The 22,951-nt window shown below is 54.6% G+C and carries 25 protein-coding genes; 15 read left to right on the top strand and 10 right to left on the bottom strand.

Annotated features, from left to right (window positions below):
- Positions 1-53: 53 nt before the first annotated feature.
- Together deoR and ybjG are read right to left on the bottom strand one after the other, a co-directional pair.
- Positions 54-812, bottom strand: coding sequence for a DNA-binding transcriptional repressor DeoR (gene deoR / locus OGV82_RS07770; RefSeq protein ID WP_047457907.1), 759 nt, complete (start codon positions 810-812; stop codon positions 54-56).
- A 71-nt stretch (positions 813-883) separates the two neighbouring features.
- Positions 884-1,492 carry an undecaprenyl-diphosphate phosphatase gene (ybjG, locus tag OGV82_RS07775; protein WP_012133117.1) on the bottom strand — a complete coding sequence of 203 codons (609 nt, stop codon included), beginning with the start codon at positions 1,490-1,492 and terminating at the stop codon, positions 884-886.
- A gap of 312 nt (positions 1,493-1,804) precedes the next feature.
- Between ybjG and OGV82_RS07780 the strand changes: the two genes are divergently transcribed.
- Positions 1,805-3,037, top strand: coding sequence for an MFS transporter (locus OGV82_RS07780; RefSeq protein ID WP_047457904.1), 1,233 nt, complete (start codon positions 1,805-1,807; stop codon positions 3,035-3,037).
- Positions 3,038-3,075: 38 nt separating this feature from the next.
- On the opposite strand, the gene OGV82_RS07785 is transcribed toward OGV82_RS07780, so the two are convergent.
- A complete protein-coding gene (locus OGV82_RS07785) occupies positions 3,076-3,891 on the bottom strand; it encodes a Cof-type HAD-IIB family hydrolase (RefSeq protein ID WP_047457901.1) in 816 nt (271 codons plus the stop codon).
- Positions 3,891-5,099 carry an MFS transporter gene (locus OGV82_RS07790; RefSeq protein ID WP_047457899.1) on the bottom strand — a complete coding sequence of 403 codons (1,209 nt, stop codon included), beginning with the start codon at positions 5,097-5,099 and terminating at the stop codon, positions 3,891-3,893. Before OGV82_RS07790 ends, OGV82_RS07785 begins: the two co-directional genes overlap by 1 nt.
- Positions 5,100-5,185: 86 nt before the next feature.
- On the opposite strand from OGV82_RS07790, the gene OGV82_RS07795 reads away from it, so the two are divergent.
- On the top strand, positions 5,186-5,728 hold the full coding sequence (locus tag OGV82_RS07795) for a TetR/AcrR family transcriptional regulator (RefSeq protein ID WP_047457895.1): 543 nt from the start codon (positions 5,186-5,188) through the stop codon (positions 5,726-5,728).
- 167 nt (positions 5,729-5,895) lie between these two features.
- Here OGV82_RS07795 and OGV82_RS07800 read toward each other — a convergent pair whose 3' ends face one another.
- Entirely contained in the window at positions 5,896-7,581 is a 1,686-nt protein-coding gene (locus tag OGV82_RS07800; RefSeq protein ID WP_012133110.1) for an aspartate:alanine antiporter, read from the bottom strand.
- 270 nt (positions 7,582-7,851) lie between these two features.
- Here OGV82_RS07800 and OGV82_RS07805 point away from each other — a divergent pair, with 270 nt between their 5' ends.
- Positions 7,852-8,229, top strand: coding sequence for an inner membrane protein YbjM (locus OGV82_RS07805; protein WP_024130498.1), 378 nt, complete (start codon positions 7,852-7,854; stop codon positions 8,227-8,229).
- A 30-nt stretch (positions 8,230-8,259) separates the two neighbouring features.
- Here OGV82_RS07805 and OGV82_RS07810 read toward each other — a convergent pair whose 3' ends face one another.
- Entirely contained in the window at positions 8,260-8,523 is a 264-nt protein-coding gene (locus OGV82_RS07810) for a GrxA family glutaredoxin (RefSeq protein WP_024130497.1), read from the bottom strand.
- A gap of 171 nt (positions 8,524-8,694) precedes the next feature.
- On the opposite strand from OGV82_RS07810, the gene OGV82_RS07815 reads away from it, so the two are divergent.
- The 12 genes from OGV82_RS07815 (at position 8,695) to OGV82_RS07870 (ending at position 19,788) form a co-directional block, all read left to right on the top strand.
- The gene (locus OGV82_RS07815; RefSeq protein WP_047457892.1) at positions 8,695-8,985 is read left to right on the top strand and encodes a YbjC family protein; all 291 of its coding nucleotides are present in this window, start codon (positions 8,695-8,697) and stop codon (positions 8,983-8,985) included.
- The gene (gene nfsA / locus OGV82_RS07820; RefSeq protein ID WP_012133106.1) at positions 8,969-9,691 is read left to right on the top strand and encodes a nitroreductase NfsA; all 723 of its coding nucleotides are present in this window, start codon (positions 8,969-8,971) and stop codon (positions 9,689-9,691) included. Before OGV82_RS07815 ends, nfsA begins: the two co-directional genes overlap by 17 nt.
- Before the next feature lie 52 nt (positions 9,692-9,743).
- Positions 9,744-10,646 carry a 30S ribosomal protein S6--L-glutamate ligase gene (rimK, locus tag OGV82_RS07825; RefSeq protein ID WP_024130496.1) on the top strand — a complete coding sequence of 301 codons (903 nt, stop codon included), beginning with the start codon at positions 9,744-9,746 and terminating at the stop codon, positions 10,644-10,646.
- An 89-nt stretch (positions 10,647-10,735) separates the two neighbouring features.
- A complete protein-coding gene (locus OGV82_RS07830; RefSeq protein ID WP_047457888.1) occupies positions 10,736-11,212 on the top strand; it encodes a YbjN domain-containing protein in 477 nt (158 codons plus the stop codon).
- Between the two features lie 417 nt (positions 11,213-11,629).
- A complete protein-coding gene (potF, locus tag OGV82_RS07835; protein ID WP_012133103.1) occupies positions 11,630-12,742 on the top strand; it encodes a spermidine/putrescine ABC transporter substrate-binding protein PotF in 1,113 nt (370 codons plus the stop codon).
- A gap of 97 nt (positions 12,743-12,839) precedes the next feature.
- On the top strand, positions 12,840-13,973 hold the full coding sequence (gene potG, locus OGV82_RS07840; protein WP_012133102.1) for a putrescine ABC transporter ATP-binding subunit PotG: 1,134 nt from the start codon (positions 12,840-12,842) through the stop codon (positions 13,971-13,973).
- 9 nt (positions 13,974-13,982) lie between these two features.
- The gene (potH, locus tag OGV82_RS07845) at positions 13,983-14,936 is read left to right on the top strand and encodes a putrescine ABC transporter permease PotH (protein WP_047457887.1); all 954 of its coding nucleotides are present in this window, start codon (positions 13,983-13,985) and stop codon (positions 14,934-14,936) included.
- A complete protein-coding gene (gene potI, locus OGV82_RS07850; protein ID WP_012133100.1) occupies positions 14,933-15,778 on the top strand; it encodes a putrescine ABC transporter permease PotI in 846 nt (281 codons plus the stop codon). The genes potH and potI overlap by 4 nt, the downstream gene beginning before the upstream one ends.
- 60 nt (positions 15,779-15,838) lie before the next feature.
- Positions 15,839-16,327 carry a YbjO family protein gene (locus OGV82_RS07855; RefSeq protein ID WP_012133098.1) on the top strand — a complete coding sequence of 163 codons (489 nt, stop codon included), beginning with the start codon at positions 15,839-15,841 and terminating at the stop codon, positions 16,325-16,327.
- Positions 16,328-16,367: 40 nt separating this feature from the next.
- Positions 16,368-17,498, top strand: a complete 1,131-nt coding sequence (gene rlmC, locus OGV82_RS07860) for a 23S rRNA (uracil(747)-C(5))-methyltransferase RlmC (protein WP_047457885.1) — start codon at positions 16,368-16,370, stop codon at positions 17,496-17,498.
- Between the two features lie 129 nt (positions 17,499-17,627).
- Positions 17,628-18,335: a response regulator transcription factor gene (locus tag OGV82_RS07865; protein ID WP_047457883.1), complete on the top strand. Its 708-nt coding sequence runs from the start codon at positions 17,628-17,630 to the stop codon at positions 18,333-18,335.
- On the top strand, positions 18,319-19,788 hold the full coding sequence (locus OGV82_RS07870) for a sensor histidine kinase (protein WP_047457881.1): 1,470 nt from the start codon (positions 18,319-18,321) through the stop codon (positions 19,786-19,788). The genes OGV82_RS07865 and OGV82_RS07870 overlap by 17 nt, the downstream gene beginning before the upstream one ends.
- 37 nt (positions 19,789-19,825) lie before the next feature.
- Here the strand turns inward: OGV82_RS07870 and artJ are convergent, their stop codons facing one another.
- The 4 genes from artJ to artI form a co-directional block, all read right to left on the bottom strand.
- Positions 19,826-20,557, bottom strand: a complete 732-nt coding sequence (artJ, locus tag OGV82_RS07875) for an arginine ABC transporter substrate-binding protein ArtJ (protein ID WP_012133094.1) — start codon at positions 20,555-20,557, stop codon at positions 19,826-19,828.
- Positions 20,558-20,820: 263 nt separating this feature from the next.
- A complete protein-coding gene (gene artM / locus OGV82_RS07880) occupies positions 20,821-21,489 on the bottom strand; it encodes an arginine ABC transporter permease ArtM (protein WP_012133092.1) in 669 nt (222 codons plus the stop codon).
- Positions 21,489-22,205 carry an arginine ABC transporter permease ArtQ gene (artQ, locus tag OGV82_RS07885; RefSeq protein WP_012133091.1) on the bottom strand — a complete coding sequence of 239 codons (717 nt, stop codon included), beginning with the start codon at positions 22,203-22,205 and terminating at the stop codon, positions 21,489-21,491. Before artQ ends, artM begins: the two co-directional genes overlap by 1 nt.
- A 6-nt stretch (positions 22,206-22,211) precedes the next feature.
- A complete protein-coding gene (artI, locus tag OGV82_RS07890; protein ID WP_024130494.1) occupies positions 22,212-22,943 on the bottom strand; it encodes an arginine ABC transporter substrate-binding protein ArtI in 732 nt (243 codons plus the stop codon).
- Between the last annotated feature and the right edge of the window lie 8 nt (positions 22,944-22,951).

Here is a 22,951-nt window from a genome sequence, read left to right on the forward strand (position 1 = left end):
ATATTTGTAGGCCGGATAAGGCGCGGCAGCGCCGCCATCCGGCAAACCTTACATCAATACATCAACGTAATGCGCTGCGCTTTGGCATAATCGACAAACTCATCGTCAGGGCGGCAGTCACTCACTACCGCATCAAAACGCGTTAATTCCCCCATCCGCGCGGGTCGCACCTTGCCGAATTTACTGTGATCCACCACCAGGACATGGTATTGCGCCATTGACATAGCCCAGTGTTTCACCGGCAGTTCTTCGAGGTTAAAACAGGTTGCCCCTTTGCTGATATGAACGCCTGCGGCGGAATAAAAGGCGATATCAGGGCAGATATTATTCAGGGTTTCCTGAAAATCGAGCGGTTTGAAAATGGCGTTGCTGGCGTGAAATTCCCCGCCGCACAGAATCGCCCGGCACAGCGGTTTTTCCTGGAGCGCCAGAAACGTATTCAGGGAATAACAGATGGCGGTGAAAGGCAATTCGTTATCAATGGCTTCAATGATCCACGGCGTGGTGGTGCCGCAGTCAAAAAAAATCGTCTGATGCGCCTGTACCAGACCGGCGGCCAGCTGCGCGGCGCGGCGCTTCTCTTCAACCAGGCGGGATTTTTGATCGCTCAATAAATAATGGCTGGCGCTGCGGGGTTCCAGAACAATATACCCGCCCAGCAACACGACGGGCGCGCTTTTATTATTCAGGTCGCGACGAATGGTCATCTCCGATACGCCCAGCAGAGTCGCGGCTTCTTTCAGGTGTAATTTATCACTGCGTTTTAGCGCTTGCAGCAATTGACCAATACGCTCGTCGCGTCGTGTTTCCATAATTCCCCTGGACAGTTGAATAAGCACTCTGCACAGTACAGAGCGCTTAATACTACTCTTTTTTCACCAGGTTAGTCACGTACCCAGCCTTTACGAATGGGTAGCGCGAAGCAGACGCGGTAGCACGTTTGTAGGCCGTGGTAGAGAGCAACCCCATATTTTTGCCACAGCATTTGCGTGCTCAGGCAGCCGATCATCCCGACCAGCAAACCGCCGAGCATATCCAGCGGCCAGTGAACGCCGAGGTAAACGCGTGACCAGGCGACCGTCACGGCCAGCGCCATGAGCAGTACGCCAGACCAGACGCGGTGCCAGAATAAAAACGCCAGCGCAAAGGTAAAGACAACGGTGCCGTGGTCGCTCGGGAAGGAGTCATCGGGCGCGTGATGCAGGAAGTTATAGCCGATACGATCGACAAAAGGACGATCGTGCGGGAAAAGATGCCCCATTATCCAGGAGATCGTCAGGCTGATGAGCAGCGCGATACCCATTTTAATCACCAGCTGGCGTTGAGCGCAGACCCGATCGCGCGGCCCCCATAACCAAAGCACAACGGCCAGCAGCGGCACGATGTTAATCAAATCTCTGGCAATGAAAATGGCCAGGGCGATCATCCACTGTGCGGAGTCGGGGGTGGCATTGATTAAGTAAAACAGCGAGTTGTTAAGGTTTTCCAGCATAACATCCAGACTCAGTGCAGTGATTAAACGAAACGACCCTACGTGCTCCGGGTAAGGGCGAGAATACAAAGTGCCGCAACGGGGGGAAAGCGGTATTGTCTTATTTACCTGTAAAATGAGGAGATTTAAGACAATGGCGCGAGCTTATTCGCCATGATAGCGCCAGCAACTTAAATTAACCTTAAAGCAAAAGGTCACGAAGGATGATTATGTAAAAATGTGCGCATTTTGTTTGTAAATCACATAATTCGCTATCTCAGGTAACGTACTTTCATTACACTTTGCGCGATTTTTTATTTGCGAAGAGATTGCATGCAAAACCTTTCACAAACAGGCGTCCGGCTCGGACGTCAGGCACTGCTTTTCCCTCTCTGTCTGGTGCTTTACGAATTTTCTACGTATATCGGCAACGATATGATCCAGCCGGGGATGCTGGCGGTGGTGGAACAGTATCAGGCCGGGATCGACTGGGTTCCGACCTCGATGACCGCCTACCTGGCGGGCGGGATGTTTTTGCAGTGGCTGTTAGGGCCGCTGTCGGATCGTATTGGACGCCGCCCGGTGATGTTAGCGGGCGTGATCTGGTTTATCGTCACCTGCCTTGCCACACTGCTGGCGCAAAACATTGAGCAGTTCACCCTGCTGCGTTTTTTACAGGGGGTAAGCCTGTGCTTTATTGGCGCCGTGGGGTACGCCGCCATTCAGGAATCCTTTGAAGAAGCGGTGTGTATCAAAATTACGGCGTTAATGGCTAACGTTGCCCTGATTGCGCCGCTGCTGGGGCCGCTGGTGGGCGCCGCCTGGGTGCATGTTCTGCCGTGGGAAGGGATGTTTGTTCTGTTTGCCGTACTGGCGGCGATTGCTTTTGTCGGCTTACAGCGCGCGATGCCGGAGACCGCGACCCGCCTCGGCGAGAAGCTGTCGTTTAAAGAGCTGGGGCGGGATTACAAGCTGGTGCTGAAAAACGTGCGGTTTGTTGCCGGCGCGCTGGCGCTGGGGTTCGTCAGCCTGCCGCTACTGGCGTGGATTGCCCAGTCGCCGATCATTATCATCAGCGGTGAGCAGCTCAGCAGCTATGAATATGGCTTGTTGCAGGTTCCTGTCTTTGGCGCGCTGATTGCCGGGAATCTGGTGCTGGCGCGGTTGACCTCCCGGCGAACGGTGCGCGCATTGATTATCATGGGCGGCTGGCCGATTGTGGCGGGATTGCTGATCGCCGCAGCCGCGACGGTGGTCTCTTCCCATGCGTATCTATGGATGACGGCGGGTCTGAGCGTCTACGCTTTTGGCATCGGCGTGGCGAACGCGGGGCTGGTGCGTCTGACCCTGTTTGCCAGCGATATGAGCAAAGGCACGGTTTCTGCGGCGATGGGGATGTTGCAGATGCTGATCTTTACCGTGGGTATTGAAGTGAGCAAGCATGCTTATCTGAGCGGCGGCAACGGCTTATTTAGCCTCTTCAACCTGGCGAACGGCATTCTCTGGCTGCTGCTGATGGTTATCTTCCTGAAAGACAAACGGGTAGGGGATTCACGGGAAGGGTGAGGCCGTCCGGCGCAGCGCCATCAGGCCTCAAAGAGGCATTACCCACTGAACGGGGCTTCGTTTTTCAGCACGCGGTCGATAACGTCCAGCACGCCTTCCGCGTTATTCGAGCCCGCCCGATATTTCGCCGCAGAGGCCACCGCCGCTCCGGCGTTTTCCATCGCAAAACTGAAGCCGGCCTGACGCAGCATCTCAATATCATTGCCGCCGTCGCCAAACGTCACGACCTCATCATTGTTAATCCCCCAGCGTTGTTGCAGCAGACGCAAGCCGTTCGCTTTGTGTACGCCGGGAATGATCAAATCGATGCTGCCGTAACCGGTATGAACCGGCACCATGATATCGCCAATCGCATCATGCAGCGCCGTCTGAACCTGGGGAATACGGTCATCAGTAATGTTGAGGCCGAATTTAAAGAACACGTCATTGATGTTGTCGAAGCTGTCCACGAACTCAAGGCGATGGTAGTACATCGCCGCAACCTGTTTCAGTTCATCGTTGTACTGTTTCAGGGTATAGGCGCTGCTTTTACCGCAGGCGATGATTTCAATATCCGCGCGGGTCAGCAGATGATCGACAACGGCAGCAAAATCCTCTTTCGCCAGTTCGCCGTTGAACACGTCTTCGCCCTCGCTGACCACCCAGCCGCCGTTTTCAGCGACAAAGGCGATTTCGTGGGCGATCTCTGGAAAGAAAGAGATTAACTGGTAATACTGATTACCGCTGGCGACCACAAAACGGATGCCTTTCTGCTTCATTAGCCGATACTGCGCCATAAACCGGTCGCGATTATAGGTTTTTTGATCGCTCAAAAAGGTGCCGTCCATGTCTACCGCAATTAGCTTGATACCCATTAACTATTCTCCATAACAGATTGAGTGTTTGATGTTGGTTTGGCGACAGCCTTTGCGACAAGAGCGGCAAGGATGACCAGCGCCAGCACAACCAGCATTGCGCTGCGCAAACCATAATGTTCGCCAAGATAGCCCAGCAGCGGCGGCCCCACCAGGAAGGCCAGATAACCGGTTGTCGCCACCACGCTGACGCGGGTTGGCGCGTCCGGGCCGGTATCGCTGGCCGCTGAAATCGTTAGCGGGAAGCCAAGCGACGCCCCAAGCCCCCAGAGAATAACGGAAACGCCCGCGACCCAGGCGCTGTCGACGAAGATAATCAGACCAATACCGAGCGCTCCCATTAGCGCGCTGGCGCGGACTACCGCCACGCGGCTATAACGGTCGATAAACCAGCCGCCGGTAAAGCGCCCGACGGTCATACCGAGCGTAAAGCCCGCATAAATCAGCGAGCCGGACGTTGGGCTGAAGCCGTGACCATCCACCATCAGAAGCGGCAGCCAGTCGTTGGCGGACCCTTCAGCGAAGGCCATTGCCAGTACCACCACGCCGATCAACAGTAGCTGGGCATCGCGATAAAAAGGTACGCCTTTTTCCGTTGTGTGGGCGCCGTCGGCGGCGTTTTTCCCCGTGCCGTCGGGAATGGCGCGAATAGCAATAAAAATGGGGACGATCGCGACGAGAGCCGCCAGCAGGATATGAGCGTTGGCAGGGACGTTAAAGGCGGTTAGCGCCATGCCGACGCCAGCGCCAGCCAGCGTACCGAAGCTGTAAAAACCGTGCATCATCGGCAGGACGGTTTTATTCATTTCACGTTCAACCGCCGCCCCTTCGACGTTGATAGCGACTTCGGCGGCGCCAAAGCTGGCGCCGAATACGCCTAAGCCAAGCGCAAAAACCAGCGGAGAAGCGAACCACAGTGCAATGCTGAGGATAACCATCCCCGCAACGGCGCAGGACATGGTGGTCTGAATGACGTTACGCGTGCCAAATCGCTTTACCAGCCAGGCGGAGCACAGAATACCGCTCATCGAACCGATGGAAAGCCCAAACAGCACCGCCCCCATTTCTGCCGTTGAGACCGAGAGGATATCGCGAATGGCGGGGGTGCGGGTTGCCCATGAGGCCATCAACAGCCCTGGCAAGAAGAAGAACATAAAAAGCGCCCAGGTCCGGCGTCTTAAGGCTTTACGTGATGAGATGGCGGTCATTGATTCAAACTGAAAAAAGAGAATACAGAGGACAACACTAGCAAGTTTGTGTACATTTGTACACAAAAGTGATGAGAGGAAAAGCAGTGCGACGAGCTAACGATCCCCTGCGGCGAGACAAAATCGTTCAGGCCACGCAGGAAGCGATAATAACGCATGGCATTCACGGCGTTACGCACCGCAAAATCGCGGCGATAGCGCAGGTGCCGCTCGGGTCGATGACCTATTATTTTTCGGGAATCGATGAGTTGCTGATCGAGGCGTTAAGCCGGTTTACAGAAACAATGTCGCACCAGTTTCAGTCATTCTTTGCCGATGTCACGAACGTTCAGGACGCCTGTCACGCCATTACCGACATGATCTACAGCTCGCTGGTGACCACGCCAGATAATATGGAGCTGATGTACCAGCTGTATGCCTTCGCCAGCCGAAAACCGGCGCTGAAAACGGTGATGCAGAACTGGATGCAGCGCAGTCAGCAAACGCTGGAGCAGTGGTTTGAACCGGTGACCGCCCGCGCGCTGGACGCGTTTATCGAAGGCATGACCCTCCATTTCGTCACCGACAGAGCGCCTTTAACGCGGGACGATATTCTGGTCATGGTGAAGCGTATTGCCGGGCAGGCGTGAAATTCAGGCAACAAAAAACCCATCAACCTTGAACCAAAATGGCGGGGTTGATGGGCTCCACAAATTGGGGACATCAAAGAAAAGCAGTGGCACTAGTTATGACTGACGCCTTGAAGAAAAGTTCTGCTTACCTGCAAAAATTTTTCACTTAAAGGCAAACTTCAGTTTTATCCTAATCCCGGCCAGATGATGACAATAAGTGTCCCCGCCAGCGTTAACAGAACGTTGGCTATCGCATAGGTTCCCGCATAGCCTAATGCCGGAATGTTGCTGCGCGCCGTGTCGCTGATGATCTCCATCGCCGGAGCACAGGTGCGCGCGCCCATCATGGCGCCGAAGAGCAGGGCGCGGTTCATACGTAATACATAAGCGCCGAACAGGAAGCAGATAATGACTGGCACCAGGCTCACCACAAGACCGGCAATCAACATTTGCCCGCCGACCGCGCCAAGCCCGTTCCCGATGCCGCTGCCCGCGCTCAGGCCGACGCCGGCCATAAAGACCATCAGACCAAACTCTTTCACCATGTTCAGCGCACCCTGCGGGATGTACCCGAAGGTGGGGTGGTTAGCTCGCAGGAAACCGAGCATGATCCCGGCGAACAGCAGCCCGGCGGCGTTGCCGATGCCGAAGCTGAAATTACTGAACTGGAAGGTGATCATCCCGATCATCAGGCCGATGATAAAGAAGGCGCAGAAGGCCAGCAGATCGGTTACCTGACTGTGAATCGAGATAAAGCCGATACGGTCCGCGACGGTTTTCACGCGACGCGCATCGCCACTCACCTGCAAGACGTCGCCTTTATTCAGCACCACGTTGTCGTCGATCGGCATTTCAATCTGGCTGCGGATCACGCGGTTAAGGAAGCAGCCGTGGTCGGTCAGCTTCAACTGGGCGAGACGGCGGCCTACGGCATTGTGGTTTTTCACGACGATCTCTTCGGTCACGATGCGCATGTCGAGCAGGTCGCGGTCGAAGACTTCTTTGCCGTTACGGAAGCTGGGGTCCAGCCGGGCGTGTGCATCCGGGTAACCAACCAGGGCAATCTCATCGCCCATCTGCAATACCGCGTCGCCATCCGGGTTCGCCAGAATACCGTTACGGCGGATGCGCTCAATGTAGCAACCGGTCTGACGATAGATGCCCAGCTCGCGCAGATTTTTCCCGTCGGCCCAGGCCACCAGTTCCGGGCCGACGCGATAAGCGCGGATGACCGGCAGATAGACCTTGCGGTTGGCGTCGGTATCCAGGCCGCGCTCGCGTGCAATCTGCTGGGCGCTGGTTTGCAGATCCTGATGTTGCAGTTTCGGCAGGTAACGTGCGCCGACAATCAGGCTGACCAGGCCGATGAGGTAGGTCAGCGCGTAGCCCAGGCTCAGGTTGTCCAGCGCGACCGAGAGCTGCGAACTCTCCATACCGGAATGGCGTAACGTGTCGCCTGCGCCGACCAGCACAGGGGTCGAGGTCATGGAGCCCGCCAGCATACCGGCGGTCAGGCCGATATCCCAGCCAAAGAGCTTACCCAGCCCTAATGCGATCAGCAGCGCGCTACCGACCATGACCAGAGCAAGCATCAGGTAATTTTTGCCGTCGCGAAAAAAAATAGAAAAAAAGTTGGGGCCAGCTTCGACGCCGACACAAAAAATAAACAGCATAAAGCCCAGATTTAGTGCATCGGTGTTAATACTAAAGTGCTGCTGCCCTAATAATAGGGAGACCACTAAAACGCCAATGGAATTACCGAGTTGGACTGAACCCAGGCGTAACTTACCCAGACATAGCCCGAGAGCCAGGACTACAAATAATAACAGGATGTAATTCCCATTTAACAAATCTGCGACGTTTATATTCACGGAGACTAACTTCTTGTTTACCAGTAAGCTGTTGAAAGAAATGACAATTTACGCTAATGTTTTTGCCAGAAATTATGAGGCGTCGGCATCGTATCGGCGCTCAAATAAAAGCAGCGCAACAATTTAATTCGCTAGTTTAATCTCATTACGTATCAACGGCTATAAGAATCGTGTGGGTGTGTTTTTGGCATGGAATGCCGAACGACTTTATCTGACTGGACGCCTTCGGGCGAAAAAAGTGTTCGATAGAGATAGTGTCAGGAGGAACGATTGAAACATAAACAAGGTTGGGCGGGTGCAATCTGCTGCTTTGTACTCTTTATTGTGGTGTGCCTTTCATTAACGATGCATATGAAAGGGGCATTTCGGGTTGCCGGGCATCCTGAGATTGGGCTGTTGTTTTTTACGTTACCTGGCGCGGTGGCCAGTTTTTTTTCCCATCGCAGAGAAGTCATTAAACCTCTTATCGGCGCCATGCTGGCCGCGCCATGTTGTCTGGTCCTGATGCGATTTGTTTTTATGCCTACGCGCTCCGTATGGCAAGAACTGGCGTGGTTGTTCAGTGCGGTGTTCTGGTGTGCGCTCGGCGCGCTTTGTTTTTTATTTATCAGCAGCCTGTTTAGTCAGCGGCGTAAAAAGAACCGATAACGCCCTCCGGGAGAGGGCGTAAAGCAGCGATCAGGCGAACAGGTTCAGATTCTCTTTTGCCCAAGCCTCAAAATCGGTGTAACCGCCGATGTGTTTCTGATCGACAAAAATCTGCGGTACGGTCTCTACCGGTTTACCCACGGTTTTTTCCAGATCCGCTTTGGTAATGCCTTCAGCATGAATATCAATATAGCGATAGTTAAAATCGTCGCGCTCAGTGCTCAGTTTTTCTGCTAACTCTTTTGCACGCACGCAATACGGGCACCCTGGGCGACCAAAAATAACGGTAAACATTGTTTTTTTCCTCGAACTCATAGCCTTGTGACGAATGGCGGCTATGATGCCGTTAAACGACGCGTCTGAAAAGCAGGTTGCGCCTGTTGCTTTGATACCTATAGGCTATATCTGTTAAACACGATAAACCTGAACGCGTTACACTGAGCATCCGTTATCCGGGAGGCCCTTATGCGCTCGATTGGCGCTTTACCCAAAAGCGTGTTGATTCTGGAAATTCTCGGTATGATTTTGCTGGCAGCGGCGTTGCTGTCGCTCAATCAGTACCTCACATTACCCGCGCCGATGAACAGCCCGCTGGCGGTAACGGTGATGATATTTCTCGGTATCCTGCTTATGCTTCCCGCTACGGTGGCGCTGATGTGGCGGATCGCGCAGCTTATTGCGCCGCAACTGATGACGCGCTCACCCGATTCTTCTTCCCGTTCAGCAAGAGAAAAACCGCATGACTCCAACCATTGATTTAATCCGTGGTCACCGTTCTATTCGTCATTTCACCGATGAGCCGATTTCCGATGCGCAGCGTGAGTCGATTATTGCCGCCGCGCGGGGAACCTCAAGCTCCAGTTTTTTACAGTGCAGTTCCATTATCCGCATTACCGATAAAGCCATGCGCGAAGCGCTGGTGCCCCTGACGGGCGGGCAAAAGCACGTTGCGCAGGCCGCGGAATTCTGGGTTTTCTGCGCTGATTTTAATCGTCACTTACAGATTTGCCCGGACGCGCAGCTCGGGCTGGCGGAACAGCTGCTGCTGGGCACGGTCGATACGGCGATGATGGGGCAAAATGCGCTGACCGCTGCCGAATCCCTGGGGCTGGGCGGCGTCTACATTGGCGGTATCCGCAATCATATTGAAGCGGTTACGGAACGGCTGAAATTACCGAAATATGTCCTGCCGCTGTTTGGGCTGTGCCTCGGCTGGCCTGCGGATAACCCTGGCGTTAAGCCGCGCCTGCCCGCAGAACTGGTGGTGCATGAAAATCACTATCAGCCTGTGGATGCCGCGCTGCTGGCGCAATATGATGAGCAGATCGCGGAGTACTACCTGACCCGCGACAGCAATACGCGCCGCGATACCTGGAGCGACCATATTCGTCGTACCATCATCAAAGAGAATCGCCCGTTTATTCTGGACTATTTGCATAAACAGGGTTGGGCGACGCGCTAACACCCGGTGTATGATACGCAGGCTTTTACCAGGTCTTTTAGAGAGGTGCAGGGTGAAAATTGCCATATTGTCCCGGGACGGAACGCTCTATTCTTGTAAACGCCTGCGCGAAGCGGCGATGAAGCGCGGCCATCTGGTCGAAATACTCGATCCGCTTTCCTGCTATATGAACATCAGCCCGGCGGCCTCTTCTATTCACTATAAAGGCCGCCAGTTGCCGCATTTTGATGCCGTCATCCCCCGTATTGGCTCTGCCATCACGTTTTACGGTACAGCGGCGCTGCGTCAGTTCGAAATGCTGGGTAGCTATCCGCTGAACGAATCTGTGGCGATTACCCGCGCGCGCGATAAACTGCGTTCGCTACAGTTACTGGCCCGGCAGGGAATTGACTTGCCCGTTACCGGCATTGCGCATTCGCCGGATGACACCAGCGATCTGATCGACATGGTCGGCGGCGCGCCGCTGGTGGTCAAACTGGTGGAAGGTACGCAGGGCATTGGCGTGGTGCTGGCGGAAACCCGGCAAGCCGCAGAGAGCGTGATTGATGCGTTTCGCGGTCTTAATGCGCACATTCTGGTGCAGGAGTACATCAAAGAGGCCAGAGGGCGTGACATCCGTTGTCTGGTCGTGGGCGACGAAGTGGTGGCGGCCATTGAGCGGCGGGCAAAAGAGGGCGATTTTCGCTCCAACCTTCATCGCGGCGGTATGGCGAGTATCGCCAGTATCACGCCGCGTGAACGAGAGATCGCGATAAAAGCGGCGCAGACGATGGGGCTGGATGTTGCTGGCGTCGATATTCTGCGCGCGGAGCGTGGGCCGCTGGTCATGGAAGTGAACGCCTCTCCGGGTCTGGAAGGGGTAGAAAAAACGACGGGTGTGGATATCGCCGGGCGAATGATCCAGTGGATCGAGCGTCACGCCACCCCCGAATTTTGCCTTAAAACGGGCGGTTAATCGCAATATCGTTCCCGATCGTGGTATGACGCGGTCTTTTTGCGTAAGCTGTGCCGGTAATTTTTTATCGTAAGAGGTAGCACATTATTATGACATCACTGGTCGTTCCTACTCTGGATACGTTGCGTCAATGGCTCGACGACCTGGGCATGAGTTTTTTTGAATGTGATACCTGTCAGGCGCTGCATTTGCCCCATATGCAAAATTTTGACGGCATTTACGATGCGAAAATCGACCTGGTGGATAACACGGTGCTGTTTTCCGCAATGGCGGAAGTGAGGCCCTCTGCGCTGCTGCCGCTGGCTGCCGATCTGTCGGCAATTAACGCCAGCTCGTTAACGGTGAAAGCGTTCCTGGATATGCAGGATGATAATCTGCCAAAACTGGTGGTTTGCCAGTCTTTATCCGTTATGCGGGGCGTGACGTATGAACAGTTCGAGTGGTTTGTTCGTCAGAGCGAAGAGCAGATTTCTATGGTGATCCTGGAAGCCGGAGCGCATCAGCTGCTGTTCAGCGCAGAAGAAGACGCGCAAAAAAGTAGCGCTGAAAATCATTTTCTTCACTGAAATCTGCGCACATGCAACCTGAAGAATGACGCGTCTAACGCAGTCGCTGCCAGAGCGGCTGCTGTTTGCATTTTTTTATTCTGCCTTTAACCTTTCTTTAAAGAATAATTCACCTCCTTTCCGCCTGTTTCGCTTTATCACATAGACAAAACCTGCATAAAAAATTGATAAAAGGCGTTTTTTAATCTGAGCTATAGCCTCGAACCCTGGCTAAAGTTATTCTTGCGAAGCTTTTACACGTCATCCTTCAGACAACCTCCTGAATGATTTTGTGTATTTATGGCGAGCAATGACGGCAGGGAGAGAGCCCTCTCTTCTGTAACTGTGTCGAGTGACAAAATATGCACGTTTCTTGCATATCTTAGAATGCAACTTTTTTGGTTCGTTTGTTAACGAACTTTCAGAAGGAAAGAGATTATGACCGCCTTAAATAAAAAATGGCTATCGGGTCTGGTTGCGGGTGCTCTGATGGCCGTCTCTGCCAGCACGCTCGCCGCTGAACAAAAAACACTGCATATCTATAACTGGTCTGATTATATCGCCCCGGATACGGTCGCGAACTTTGAAAAAGAGACCGGTATCAAAGTGGTCTATGACGTCTTCGACTCCAACGAGGTACTGGAAGGGAAACTCATGGCCGGGAGCACCGGTTTTGATCTGGTTGTCCCGTCGGCCAGTTTTCTGGAACGCCAGCTCACTGCGGGCGTATTCCAGCCGCTGGATAAAAGCAAACTACCTGGCTGGAAAAACCTCGATCCAGAGCTGTTGAAGCTGGTAGCGAAGCACGATCCCGACAACAAATACGCGATGCCGTATATGTGGGCGACCACCGGTATCGGTTATAACATCGATAAAGTCAAAGCGGTGCTGGGGGCTGACGCACCGGTCGATAGCTGGGATCTGGTGCTGAAACCTGAAAATCTGGAAAAACTTAAAAGCTGCGGCGTCTCCTTCCTTGATGCGCCTGAAGAGGTGTTCGCGACCGTGCTGAACTACCTGGGGAAAGATCCCAACAGTACCAAAGCGGATGACTACACGGGGCCTGCGACCGATCTGCTGCTGAAGCTGCGCCCGAACATTCGTTATTTCCACTCGTCTCAATACATAAACGATCTGGCGAACGGCGATACCTGCGTGGCGATTGGCTGGGCAGGGGACGTATGGCAGGCGGCTAACCGCGCGAAAGAAGCGAAAAACGGCGTGAATATCTCCTTCTCCATTCCGAAAGAGGGGGCGATGGCGTTCTTTGATGTGTTCGCGATGCCTGCTGATGCGAAAAACAAAGAAGAGGCTTATCAGTTCCTCAACTACCTGCTGCGCCCGGATGTGATCGCCCACATTTCCGACCATGTGTTCTACGCCAACGCCAACAAAGAAGCGACGGCGCTGGTCAGCGCTGAAGTGCGTGACAACCCGGGCATTTATCCGCCTGCGGATGTGCGAGCGAAAATGTTCACGCTGAAAGTGCAGGAACCGAAGATCGACCGTGTGCGTACGCGTGCCTGGACGAAGGTGAAAAGCGGTAAATAAGCCGCTGTATCAGAACGTTGCCCGGTGAGGTTTACCGGGCAATGCGCACTTTTATGGTGCGTTTGCACTGATTCTTGTTTATGCCGGAGAGCACCCCGTGAACGACGCGACCCCCCGCCCACAGGCGAAAACCCGTAAAGCGCTGACGCCGCTTCTTGAAATCCGCAACCTGACAAAATCATTTGATGGTCAACACGCCGTGGATGATGTCAGCCTCACCATCTATAAAGGCGAAATATTTGCGCTGCTTGGCGCATCGGGCTGCGGGAAATCCACGCTGCTGCGTATGCTGGCCGGATTTGAACAACCCTCTGCCGGGCAAATCATGCTCGATGGTGTCGATCTGGCGCATGTCCCGCCTTATCTGCGCCCTATCAATATGATGTTTCAGTCCTATGCGCTGTTCCCCCATATGACGGTGGAGCAAAACATTGCGTTTGGGCTGAAGCAGGACAAGCTGTCGAAGGCGGAAATCACCGCGCGCGTGAACGAAATGCTGGGGCTGGTACATATGCAGGAGTTCGCTAAACGTAAGCCTCATCAGCTTTCCGGCGGCCAGCGTCAGCGTGTGGCGCTGGCGCGTAGCCTGGCGAAACGCCCGAAGCTGTTGCTGCTCGACGAACCGATGGGCGCGCTGGATAAAAAGCTGCGCGACCGGATGCAGCTGGAAGTCGTCGATATTCTTGAGCGCGTTGGCGCGACCTGCGTGATGGTAACGCACGATCAGGAAGAGGCGATGACGATGGCCGGGCGAATTGCGATCATGAACCGTGGGAAATTCGTGCAGATTGGCGAACCGGAAGAGATTTATGAACATCCGACCACCCGCTACAGCGCGGAATTTATCGGTTCTGTGAATGTCTTTGAAGGCTTGCTGAAGGAACGTCAGGATGATGGGTTGGTCATTGATTCGCCGGGGCTGGTGCATCCTCTGAAGGTGGATGCGGATGCGTCCGTTGTCGATAACGTTCCGGTGTATGTCGCGCTGCGCCCGGAAAAAATCATGCTGTGCGACGCGCCGCCAGAAGACGGCTACAACTTTGCCGTGGGTGAAGTGGTGCATATCGCCTACCTCGGCGATTTGTCGATTTATCATGTGCGGTTGAAAAGCGGCCAGATGTTGAGCGCTCAGCTACAGAACGCGCATCGCTATCGCAAAGGGTTGCCGACCTGGGGCGATGAAGTGCGTTTATGCTGGGATGCGGACAGCTGTGTGGTGTTGACGGTTTAAGGAGCGAAAATGAGTACACTTGAACCTCCGGCTCGCGATAAAAAGCCCGGCGGCCTGACGCTGTGGCTGGCGCGGATGCAAATGAAGCATGGGCGTAAGCTGGTCATCGCGGTGCCGTACCTTTGGCTGATCCTGCTTTTCCTGCTGCCGTTTCTGATCGTGTTTAAAATCAGCCTGGCGGAGATGGCGCGGGCGATCCCGCCCTATACCGATCTGGTGGCGTGGGCCGACGGGCAGCTATCCCTGACCCTCAATCTGGGAAACTTCCTGCAACTGACGGACGATCCGCTCTATTTTGACGCCTATTTGCAGTCTTTGCAGGTGGCGGGCGTTTCGACTCTCTGCTGTTTGCTGCTGGGGTATCCGCTGGCCTGGGCGGTGGCGCACAGCAGGCCGTCAACGCGTAATATTCTGCTGTTGCTGGTGATCCTGCCGTCCTGGACCTCGTTTCTGATCCGCGTTTACGCCTGGATGGGGATTCTGAAAAATAACGGCGTGCTGAACAACTTCCTGATGTGGCTGGGGGTTATCGATCATCCCCTGACGATTTTGCATACCAATCTGGCGGTGTATATCGGTATTGTCTACGCCTATCTGCCGTTTATGGTACTGCCGATTTATATCGCGCTGACGCGCATTGACTATTCGCTGGTGGAGGCCTCGCTGGATCTGGGCGCGCGTCCGCTGAAAACCTTCTTTAGCGTCATTGTGCCGTTAACGAAAGGGGGAATAATTGCCGGATCGATGCTGGTGTTTATTCCGGCGGTGGGGGAATTTGTGATCCCGGAACTGCTCGGCGGGCCAGACAGCATTATGATCGGCCGCGTACTGTGGCAGGAGTTCTTCAACAACCGCGACTGGCCGGTGGCCTCTGCGGTGGCTATCATCATGTTATTACTGCTGATTGTACCGATTATCTGGTTCCATAAGCATCAGCAAAAAAGCGAGGGGGAACTCGGATGAATACTTTACCGGTGGTTCGTTCGCCCTGGCGAATTGTTATTCTGGTGCTCGGGTTTACCTTCCTGTATGCGCCGATGCTGATGCTGGTCATCTATTCGTTTAACAGCTCGAAGCTGGTGACTGTCTGGGCGGGGTGGTCTACGCGCTGGTATGGCGAGCTGTTCCGGGATAGCGCGATGATAAGCGCCGTCGGCCTGAGCCTCACGATTGCCGCTTGCGCCGCGACAATGGCGGCTATTCTGGGGACGATTGCCGCCGTGGTAATGGTGCGTTTTGGCCGTTTTCGTGGAGCGAATGGCTTTGCGTTTATGATCACCGCGCCGCTGGTTATGCCGGATGTGATTACCGGACTGTCGTTGTTGCTGCTGTTTGTGGCCCTGGCTCATGCTATCGGCTGGCCCGCAGATCGCGGAATGCTGACAATCTGGCTGGCGCACGTTACCTTCTGTACGGCCTATGTGGCGGTGGTTATTTCATCGCGCCTGCGCGAACTGGATCGCTCGATTGAAGAGGCGGCGATGGATCTTGGCGCGACGCCGTTAAAAGTGTTCTTTGTGATTACGCTGCCGATGATCATGCCTGCGGTGATCTCTGGATGGCTGCTGGCTTTCACGCTGTCGCTGGACGATCTGGTGATCGCCAGTTTTGTCTCTGGCCCGGGGGCGACGACATTGCCGATGCTGGTCTTCTCCAGCGTGCGTATGGGGGTTAACCCGGAGATTAACGCGCTGGCGACCCTTATCCTCGGCGTGGTAGGCATTGTCGGTTTTATCGCCTGGTATCTGATGGCGCGCGCAGAAAAGCAGCGGATGCGTGATATCCAACGTGCAAGACGCGGCTGAAGAAACTAAAATCTGCCAACCTGGCAACACGTTACCGTGGGCAAGCGCGGTAACGTTTTCATGGAAGACGATTCGTTGGGATTTTTTAAGAAATCATCCTCATCACATGCCCGTTTAAATGTACCCACGCTGGTGCAGGTGGCGGCGCTCGCGATTATTTTGATCCGCTGCCTCGATTTGCTGATGATTTTTAACACGCTCGGCATGCGGGGAATGGGGGAGTTTATTCATCGCAGCGTGCAAACCTGGAATCTGACGCTGGTGTTTTTAGGCAGCCTGGCGCTGGTCTTTACTGAAATATATTGCGCGTTTTCGCTGGTGAAAGGGCGCAACTGGGCGCGCTGGGTGTACCTGCTCACGCAGGTTATTGCCACAGGTTATCTGTGGGCGGCGTCGCTGGGCTATGGCTACCCGGAACTGTTCAGTATTGCCGGGGAGTCGAAACGCGAAATTTTGCGCACGCTGGTGATGCAGAAATTGCCGGACATGCTGGTTCTGATGCTGCTCTTTATTCCTGCGGGCAGCAGGCGGTTCTTCCGTTTGCAATAACGTGTATAATCCTCGCCCCTGGTAATATGAAGGTCTTTGTATGCAGTGCGCACTCTACGACGCCGGTCGCTGTCGATCCTGTCAGTGGATAGTCCAGCCGATCCGCGATCAACTCTCCGCCAAAACCGCCGATCTGAAGGGGCTGCTTGCCGATTTTTCGGTTGAACAGTGGTGCGCGCCGGTCAGCGGCCCGGAACAGGCCTTTCGTAATAAAGCCAAAATGGTGGTCAGCGGCAGCGTGGAAAAGCCGCTGTTAGGCATGTTGCATCGCGATGGCACCCCGGAGGATTTGAGTGACTGTCCGCTCTATCCCGACACGTTTGCTCCCGTTTTCGCCGTGCTGAAGCCGTTCATCGCCCGTGCCGGGTTAACGCCTTACAACGTGGCGCGCAAACGCGGCGAGCTGAAATACATCCTGCTGACGGAAAGCCAGTTCGATGGCGGCATGATGCTGCGGTTCGTGCTGCGCTCAGAAACCAAACTGGCGCAGCTGCGCGCGGCGCTGCCGTGGCTACAGGCGCAGTTACCGCAGCTGAAGGTTATTACCGCGAATATTCAACCGGTACACATGGCGATTATGGAAGGGGAGACGGAGATCTTCCTGACGGAGCAGCAGGCGCTGGCAGAACGTTTTAACGATGTGCCGCTGTGGATCCGTCCGCAGAGCTTTTTCCAGACCAACCCGGTCGTTGCGAGCCGTCTGTATGCGACGGCGCGTGACTGGGTGCGTCAGCTGCCTGTTCATCACATGTGGGATCTGTTTTGCGGCGTCGGGGGATTTGGTTTGCACTGCGCCACCCCGGAAATGACGTTGACGGGCATTGAGATCGCACCAGAGGCAATCGCCTGCGCGAAGCAATCCGCCGCAGAGCTGGGGCTGACGAATCTTCATTTTCAGGCGCTGGATTCTACGCAATTCGCGACCGGGCAAGGGGAAGTGCCGGAACTGGTGCTGGTGAACCCGCCGCGTCGCGGCATTGGAAAAGCCCTGTGCGACTATCTTAGCCAGATGGCGCCGGAATACATCATCTACTCCAGCTGCAACGCGCAGACGATGGCAAAGGACATTGCCAACTTGCCGGGCTACCGTATTGAGCGTGTTCAGCTTTTCGATATGTTCCCGCATACCGCGCATTATGAAGTGTTAACGCTGTTGACCAAAACACGCTGACCGGTAGGCCAGGTAAAGCGAAGCCGCCTGGCGCAACGGCCGCACAAAGTTCAACAAAATGTGAACTCTTCCCCCCTGTGAAATCGGGTAAGCTTAAGTCATTGGCATTGAGAGAATGAAGGCTTACCCATGAAGCAGATCCTGCTGGTGGAAGATGACCACGACATCGCGGCGCTCCTGCGCCTCAATTTAGAAGACGAAGGCTACGCCATTACTCACCAACCGGATGGGGGCAAGGCGTTACAGTGCCTTGAAACCCAGCCCTGGGATGCCGTGATCCTCGACCTGATGCTCCCCAACGTTGACGGTCTGGAAATTTGTCGTCGCATCCGTCAGATGACCCGCTACCTGCCGGTGATTATCATCAGCGCCCGCAGCAGCGAAACGGACCGCATTACCGGGCTGGAAACCGGGGCAGATGATTACCTGGCAAAACCCTTCTCGGTGCAGGAGCTGATCGCGCGCATCAAAGCGCTGTTTCGCCGTCAGCAGGCTATGGGGCAGGCACAGACTGCCGGGCATATTCAGGCTCATGGCCTGACGCTTGATCCGCTGGCGCGTACGGTGCGCTTGCACGGTCAGGACGTGGACCTCACGCCGCGTGAATTTGAGCTGCTGTACTTCTTTGCCCGTCATCCTGGCGAAGTCTTTTCGCGTCTGGCGCTGCTGGAACAGGTCTGGGGCTATCAGCACGAAGGGTATGAGCACACCGTCAACACCCACATTAATCGCCTGCGCATCAAGATTGAAAAAGATGCCGCTGAACCGGAGATTATTCGTACCGTCTGGGGCAAAGGTTACAAATTTGCGGAGCTGAACCATGATGCGGCGCTTTAGCCTGAGCCAGCGGCTGACGCTGCTGTTTATTCTGCTGCTGATGCTCTGCGCTACCGTTGCCTGCGCGGTGCAACTCTACAGCAGCATGCAGTACGGCAACGCGATGGTGCAGCGGCTGTCCGGCGGGCTGGCGCAACAGATTGTGCAGCGTGAACCCATTCTGGATGCGCAGGGCAGGGTTGACCGCAGCGTGCTGAAGCCGCTGTTTGACCGCCTGATGACCTTTAACCCGAGCGTTGAGCTGTATGTCGTCTCCTCTGACGGCGAACTGCTGGCCGATGCTGCGCCGCCGGGCCATATCCAGCGGCAAAAGATCGATATTAGTCCATTGCAAACGTTTCTCAGCGGCGCAGCGATGCCCGTCTATGGCGACGATCCGCGTAGTCAGAGTCAGAAGGTTTTCAGCGTTACCCCTTTACGTCAGGATGGTGAGCTTAAAGGCTATTTGTACATCATCCTGCAAGGCGAAGAGTCAAATTCGCTGGCAGAAATGGCCTGGCATAAAGCACTCTGGAGTACGGTGTTGTGGTCCCTGCTATGGGTGGCGCTGTTTGGCCTGCTGGCGGGGTTACTGATCTGGTACTGGGTGACGCGCCCGGTAAAACGCCTGACGATGGACGTTGCCGGGCTGGAGCAGGACAGCATTACCGCCATCAAACAGCTGGCGGCACAGCAGCCGGAGACCACGGTGAGTGATGAAGTTGCGGTGCTGCGCAATACTTTTATCGAGCTGGCGCGCAAAATCGCCGGTCAGTGGGATCAACTGGCCGACAGCGACCGGCAGCGCCGGGAGTTTATCGCCAATATCTCGCATGACTTACGCACGCCGCTGACGTCATTGCTGGGCTACCTGGAAACGCTATCGCTTAAATCCGCTACGCTGACGCCGCAGGAAACGCAGCAATATCTCGCTACTGCGCTGCGTCAGGGGCACAAGGTGCGGCACCTGTCGCAGCAGCTTTTCGAGCTGGCGCGGCTTGAGCATGGCAGCATTAAACCGCAACTGGAGCGCTTTGCTATTGGTGAGCTGATTCAGGATGTAGCGCAAAAATTCGATTTGACGATAGAGACCCGGCAGTTGCATTTGCAGGTCGATATGCCGCATTCCCTGCCGCTTATCAATGCTGACGTCTCGATGATAGAGCGGGTAGTGACGAATCTGCTGGATAACGCCGTGCGCCATTCGCCGCAGGGGAGCACTATCCGGCTGAAGGTATGGCAGGAGGAGGCGCAGCTACAGGTAGAGGTCAGCGACAGCGGGCCAGGTATCGACGAAGCGTTGCGTGAACAACTGTTCCAGCGACCATCGGTGCTGGGGCATCAGGCGTCGCGGGAAGATCGCGGAGGGTTAGGGCTGCTGATTGTAAGACGGATGCTGGAACTGCACGGCGGTGGGATCAGGCTGATGGATTCAGTGAGTGGCGCGCGGTTTAGGTTCTTTGTGCCCTTATAGAATTGCCGGATGGCGCAGCGCCATCCGGCAAGGAAGATTACTGCGGGAACCACTGATCGCTGATTTTCTGATAAGTGCCGTCAGCTTTGATTGCCGCCAGCGCGGTGTTCAGTTTTTCCAGCAGCGCTTTATTATCCGGGCGCACAGCGATGCCAAGGCCGGTGCCGAAGTATTGCGGATCGGTCACTTTTTCTGTTGCCGCGCCCAGTTGCGGATTGGTTTTCAGCCACTCATTCACCACGGCGGTATCGCCGAATACGCCATCAATACGGCCATTTTTCAGGTCGATAATCGCATTCTGGTAGCTGTCATAAGCTACGGTTTTCACTTCAGGATGCTTATCTTGCAGGTATTTCTGGTGCGTGGTGCCGTTTTCCATGCCGATACGTTTCCCTTTCAGGTCGGCAAAGGTTTTATAGCTGTCTTTTTTCGCAATCACCAGCGCAGAGTTGGCATAGTAAGGGCTGGTGAACGTCACCTGTTTGCTACGCTCAGGGGTAATATCCATACCAGAGATAACCGCGTCATATTTTTTGAATTTCAGCGCCGGGATCAGGCTGTCAAACGCGTGGTTGGTAAAAGTACAGTCGGCCTGCATTTGTTTGCATAACGCAGTCGCCAGATCGATATCGAAACCGACGATTTTATTGCTCGCATCCAGTGATTCGAACGGCGGGTAAGTAGCGGAAACGCCGAAATTGATTTTATCGGCAGCTGAGGCGCCAGCGGCGAAAGTAGCGAGTAATGCGGCCAGAACTAACTTTTTCATGGTGGAACTCCCGTCTGTCAATCTTATGATTATTCACCGTGTCTGCGGCATGGGTTTACAATGCCATTTAATGAATTTATATGCAATAAAAATGATTAAGTATTTTTGTTATTATAAAAAAAGACGGACAGCTTAGTGGCTTGTCCGCCTTTATGATTTCGTTTTATGCATTTATGTCGATAATTTTGTAGGCTGGATAAGGCGCTTGCGCCATTGCCTGATGGCGACGCTGACGCATCTTATCAGGCCTACATATGATGTTCTTAATTCCTGCGCTCAAACGCCAGCGCTTTACGCTCGATGAGGCGCATCAGCAAGGTTAGCAAACCGTTGACGATCAGATAAATCACGCCAGCCGCGCCAAACACCATCACATCGTAGGTACGACCGTACAACAGCTGGCCGTGGCCCATCACTTCCATCAGCGTAATGGTGTACGCCAGAGACGTACTCTTGAAGACCAGCACCACCTCATTGGAGTAAGAGGAGAGGGCGCGTTTAAACGCGTACGGCAGCAGGATCGCCAGGGTATCTTTTTTGCTCATCCCCAGCGCGCCGCAGGACTGCCACTGGCCTTCCGGGATCGCACGGATCGCGCCATAGAACAACTGCGTGGTATAGGCCGCGCTGTTGAGCGACAGGGCAAGTAAGGCGCATAGCCACGGCTCGGACAGCAGATGCCAGAGTACCGGGTAATCCTGTAACGACGGGAATTGCCCCGGGCCGTAGTAGATCAGGAAGATTTGCACCAGCAGCGGCGTACCGGTAAACAGCGTAATGTAGCCGCGAACCAGCCATACCAGCACCGGCGTTTTTAGCGTCAGAATGATGGTGAAAATCAGCGCCAGGATCAGCGCGACGATGATAGACGCAACCGTCAGCGTCAGGCTGGTGTGCAGCCCTTTCATCAGTTCAGGTAAATACTCAAACATCAGCCTGGTCTCCGCTCAAAACGTGTCGCGCGCAGGTCAATGCGTTTGAGAATGTACTGACTCACCAGCGTAATCACCAGATAGATAGCCGCAGCCACAATGTACCAGGTGAACGGCTCCTGAGTGCGCGTGGCGATGCTTTTTGTTTGCAGCATCAGATCGTTCACGCTGATAAGGCTGACCAGCGCGGTATCTTTCAGCAATACCAGCCACTGGTTGCCCAGCCCTGGCAGCGCATGACGCCACATTTGCGGCATCACCAGGCGGAAGAAAATCGCGGTTTTCGATAAGCCCAACGCCTGACCGGATTCCCACTGTCCAGACGGAACCGCTTTCAGCGCGCCGCGCAGCGTTTGCGACGCGTATGCCGCATACAGCAGCGACAGCGCGATGACACCGCACAGGAACGGACTGACGTCGAAGTCTTCAATCTGCATCTGCAACGGGATTTGCACAAACCCCAGGTTGATGGTGAAGCCATCAGACAGCATCAGCAGAAGCTGAGAGGAACCGAAATAGATAAACAGCACCACCAGAATTTCCGGCAGGCCGCGCAGAATCGTGACCACTGCGGAACCTGTCCAGGCTATCGGGCGCCATTTTACGGACTCCCAGACGGCAAAAATCATAGCGAGGACGAGGCCGATGATCAGCGCACAAACGGCAAGGCCGACGGTCATCCCGGCGGCGCTTGCTAAAGGAAAAAATTCGTTCATCAAGTCTTACTTCTGGAACCATTTGTTGTAGATGGTTTCGTACGTGCCATCTTGCTTCACTTTTTCCAGCGCAGTGTTGAATTTCTGCTGTAGTTCCGTGTTGCCCTGGCGTACCGCGATACCGAGGCCGGTGCCGAAGTAATCTTTGTCGGTCACTTTATCGCCAACCGGCGCCAGCTTCGGATTATCTTTCAGCCATTCAGTGACCACGGCGGTATCGCCGAACACGCCGTCAATACGACCATTTTGCAGATCCAGCTTCGCGTTCTGGTAGCTGTCATAAGGCACGGTGGTGATTTCCGGGTGCTTATCCATGATGAACTTCTGGTGGGTAGTGCCATTCTGTACGCCCACCTTTTTGCCTTTCAACTGGTCGATGCTGGTGTATTTACCCTGCTGACCGATGAACAGCGCGGAGTTGTCATAGTAAGGCGTGGTGAACAGAACCTGCTTTTCACGCTCAGGCGTGATGTCCATACCGGCCATTACCGCGTCGAAACGACGGAACTTCAGGCTTGGGATCAGGCTGTCAAACGCCTGGTTGGTAAAGGTGCAGGTCGCGTCAATCTCTTTACACAGCGCATTGGCCAGATCGACGTCAAAGCCGACGATTTTGTTACTGGCATCCATAGATTCGAACGGAGGGTAGGATGCTTCCGTGGCGAAACGGATGGTTTGAGCTGCTGTAGCGGAAAGGCTAAAGCCTGCAATTAGCGCGGCAATCAGAACTTTTTTCATTGTCATTG

The organism is Citrobacter sp. CK191, assembly GCF_030333435.1.
In the GTDB taxonomy this organism is placed as follows: domain Bacteria; phylum Pseudomonadota; class Gammaproteobacteria; order Enterobacterales; family Enterobacteriaceae; genus Citrobacter_B; species Citrobacter_B koseri.

Bases quoted from the DNA above. Each gene is read 5' to 3' on its own strand.
- deoR (WP_047457907.1), bottom strand. From the start codon at position 812: ATGGAAACACGACGCGACGAGCGTATTGGTCAATTGCTGCAAGCGCTA.
- ybjG (WP_012133117.1), bottom strand. From the start codon at position 1,492: ATGCTGGAAAACCTTAACAACTCGCTGTTTTACTTAATCAATGCCACC.
- OGV82_RS07780 (WP_047457904.1), top strand. From the start codon at position 1,805: ATGCAAAACCTTTCACAAACAGGCGTCCGGCTCGGACGTCAGGCACTG.
- OGV82_RS07785 (WP_047457901.1), bottom strand. From the start codon at position 3,891: ATGGGTATCAAGCTAATTGCGGTAGACATGGACGGCACCTTTTTGAGC.
- OGV82_RS07790 (WP_047457899.1), bottom strand. From the start codon at position 5,099: ATGACCGCCATCTCATCACGTAAAGCCTTAAGACGCCGGACCTGGGCG.
- OGV82_RS07810 (WP_024130497.1), bottom strand. From the start codon at position 8,523: ATGTTTACCGTTATTTTTGGTCGCCCAGGGTGCCCGTATTGCGTGCGT.
- OGV82_RS07815 (WP_047457892.1), top strand. From the start codon at position 8,695: ATGCGCTCGATTGGCGCTTTACCCAAAAGCGTGTTGATTCTGGAAATT.
- nfsA (WP_012133106.1), top strand. From the start codon at position 8,969: ATGACTCCAACCATTGATTTAATCCGTGGTCACCGTTCTATTCGTCAT.
- OGV82_RS07830 (WP_047457888.1), top strand. From the start codon at position 10,736: ATGACATCACTGGTCGTTCCTACTCTGGATACGTTGCGTCAATGGCTC.
- potF (WP_012133103.1), top strand. From the start codon at position 11,630: ATGACCGCCTTAAATAAAAAATGGCTATCGGGTCTGGTTGCGGGTGCT.
- potH (WP_047457887.1), top strand. From the start codon at position 13,983: ATGAGTACACTTGAACCTCCGGCTCGCGATAAAAAGCCCGGCGGCCTG.
- potI (WP_012133100.1), top strand. From the start codon at position 14,933: ATGAATACTTTACCGGTGGTTCGTTCGCCCTGGCGAATTGTTATTCTG.
- OGV82_RS07855 (WP_012133098.1), top strand. From the start codon at position 15,839: ATGGAAGACGATTCGTTGGGATTTTTTAAGAAATCATCCTCATCACAT.
- rlmC (WP_047457885.1), top strand. From the start codon at position 16,368: ATGCAGTGCGCACTCTACGACGCCGGTCGCTGTCGATCCTGTCAGTGG.
- OGV82_RS07865 (WP_047457883.1), top strand. From the start codon at position 17,628: ATGAAGCAGATCCTGCTGGTGGAAGATGACCACGACATCGCGGCGCTC.
- OGV82_RS07870 (WP_047457881.1), top strand. From the start codon at position 18,319: ATGATGCGGCGCTTTAGCCTGAGCCAGCGGCTGACGCTGCTGTTTATT.
- artJ (WP_012133094.1), bottom strand. From the start codon at position 20,557: ATGAAAAAGTTAGTTCTGGCCGCATTACTCGCTACTTTCGCCGCTGGC.
- artM (WP_012133092.1), bottom strand. From the start codon at position 21,489: ATGTTTGAGTATTTACCTGAACTGATGAAAGGGCTGCACACCAGCCTG.
- artQ (WP_012133091.1), bottom strand. From the start codon at position 22,205: ATGAACGAATTTTTTCCTTTAGCAAGCGCCGCCGGGATGACCGTCGGC.
- artI (WP_024130494.1), bottom strand. From the start codon at position 22,943: ATGAAAAAAGTTCTGATTGCCGCGCTAATTGCAGGCTTTAGCCTTTCC.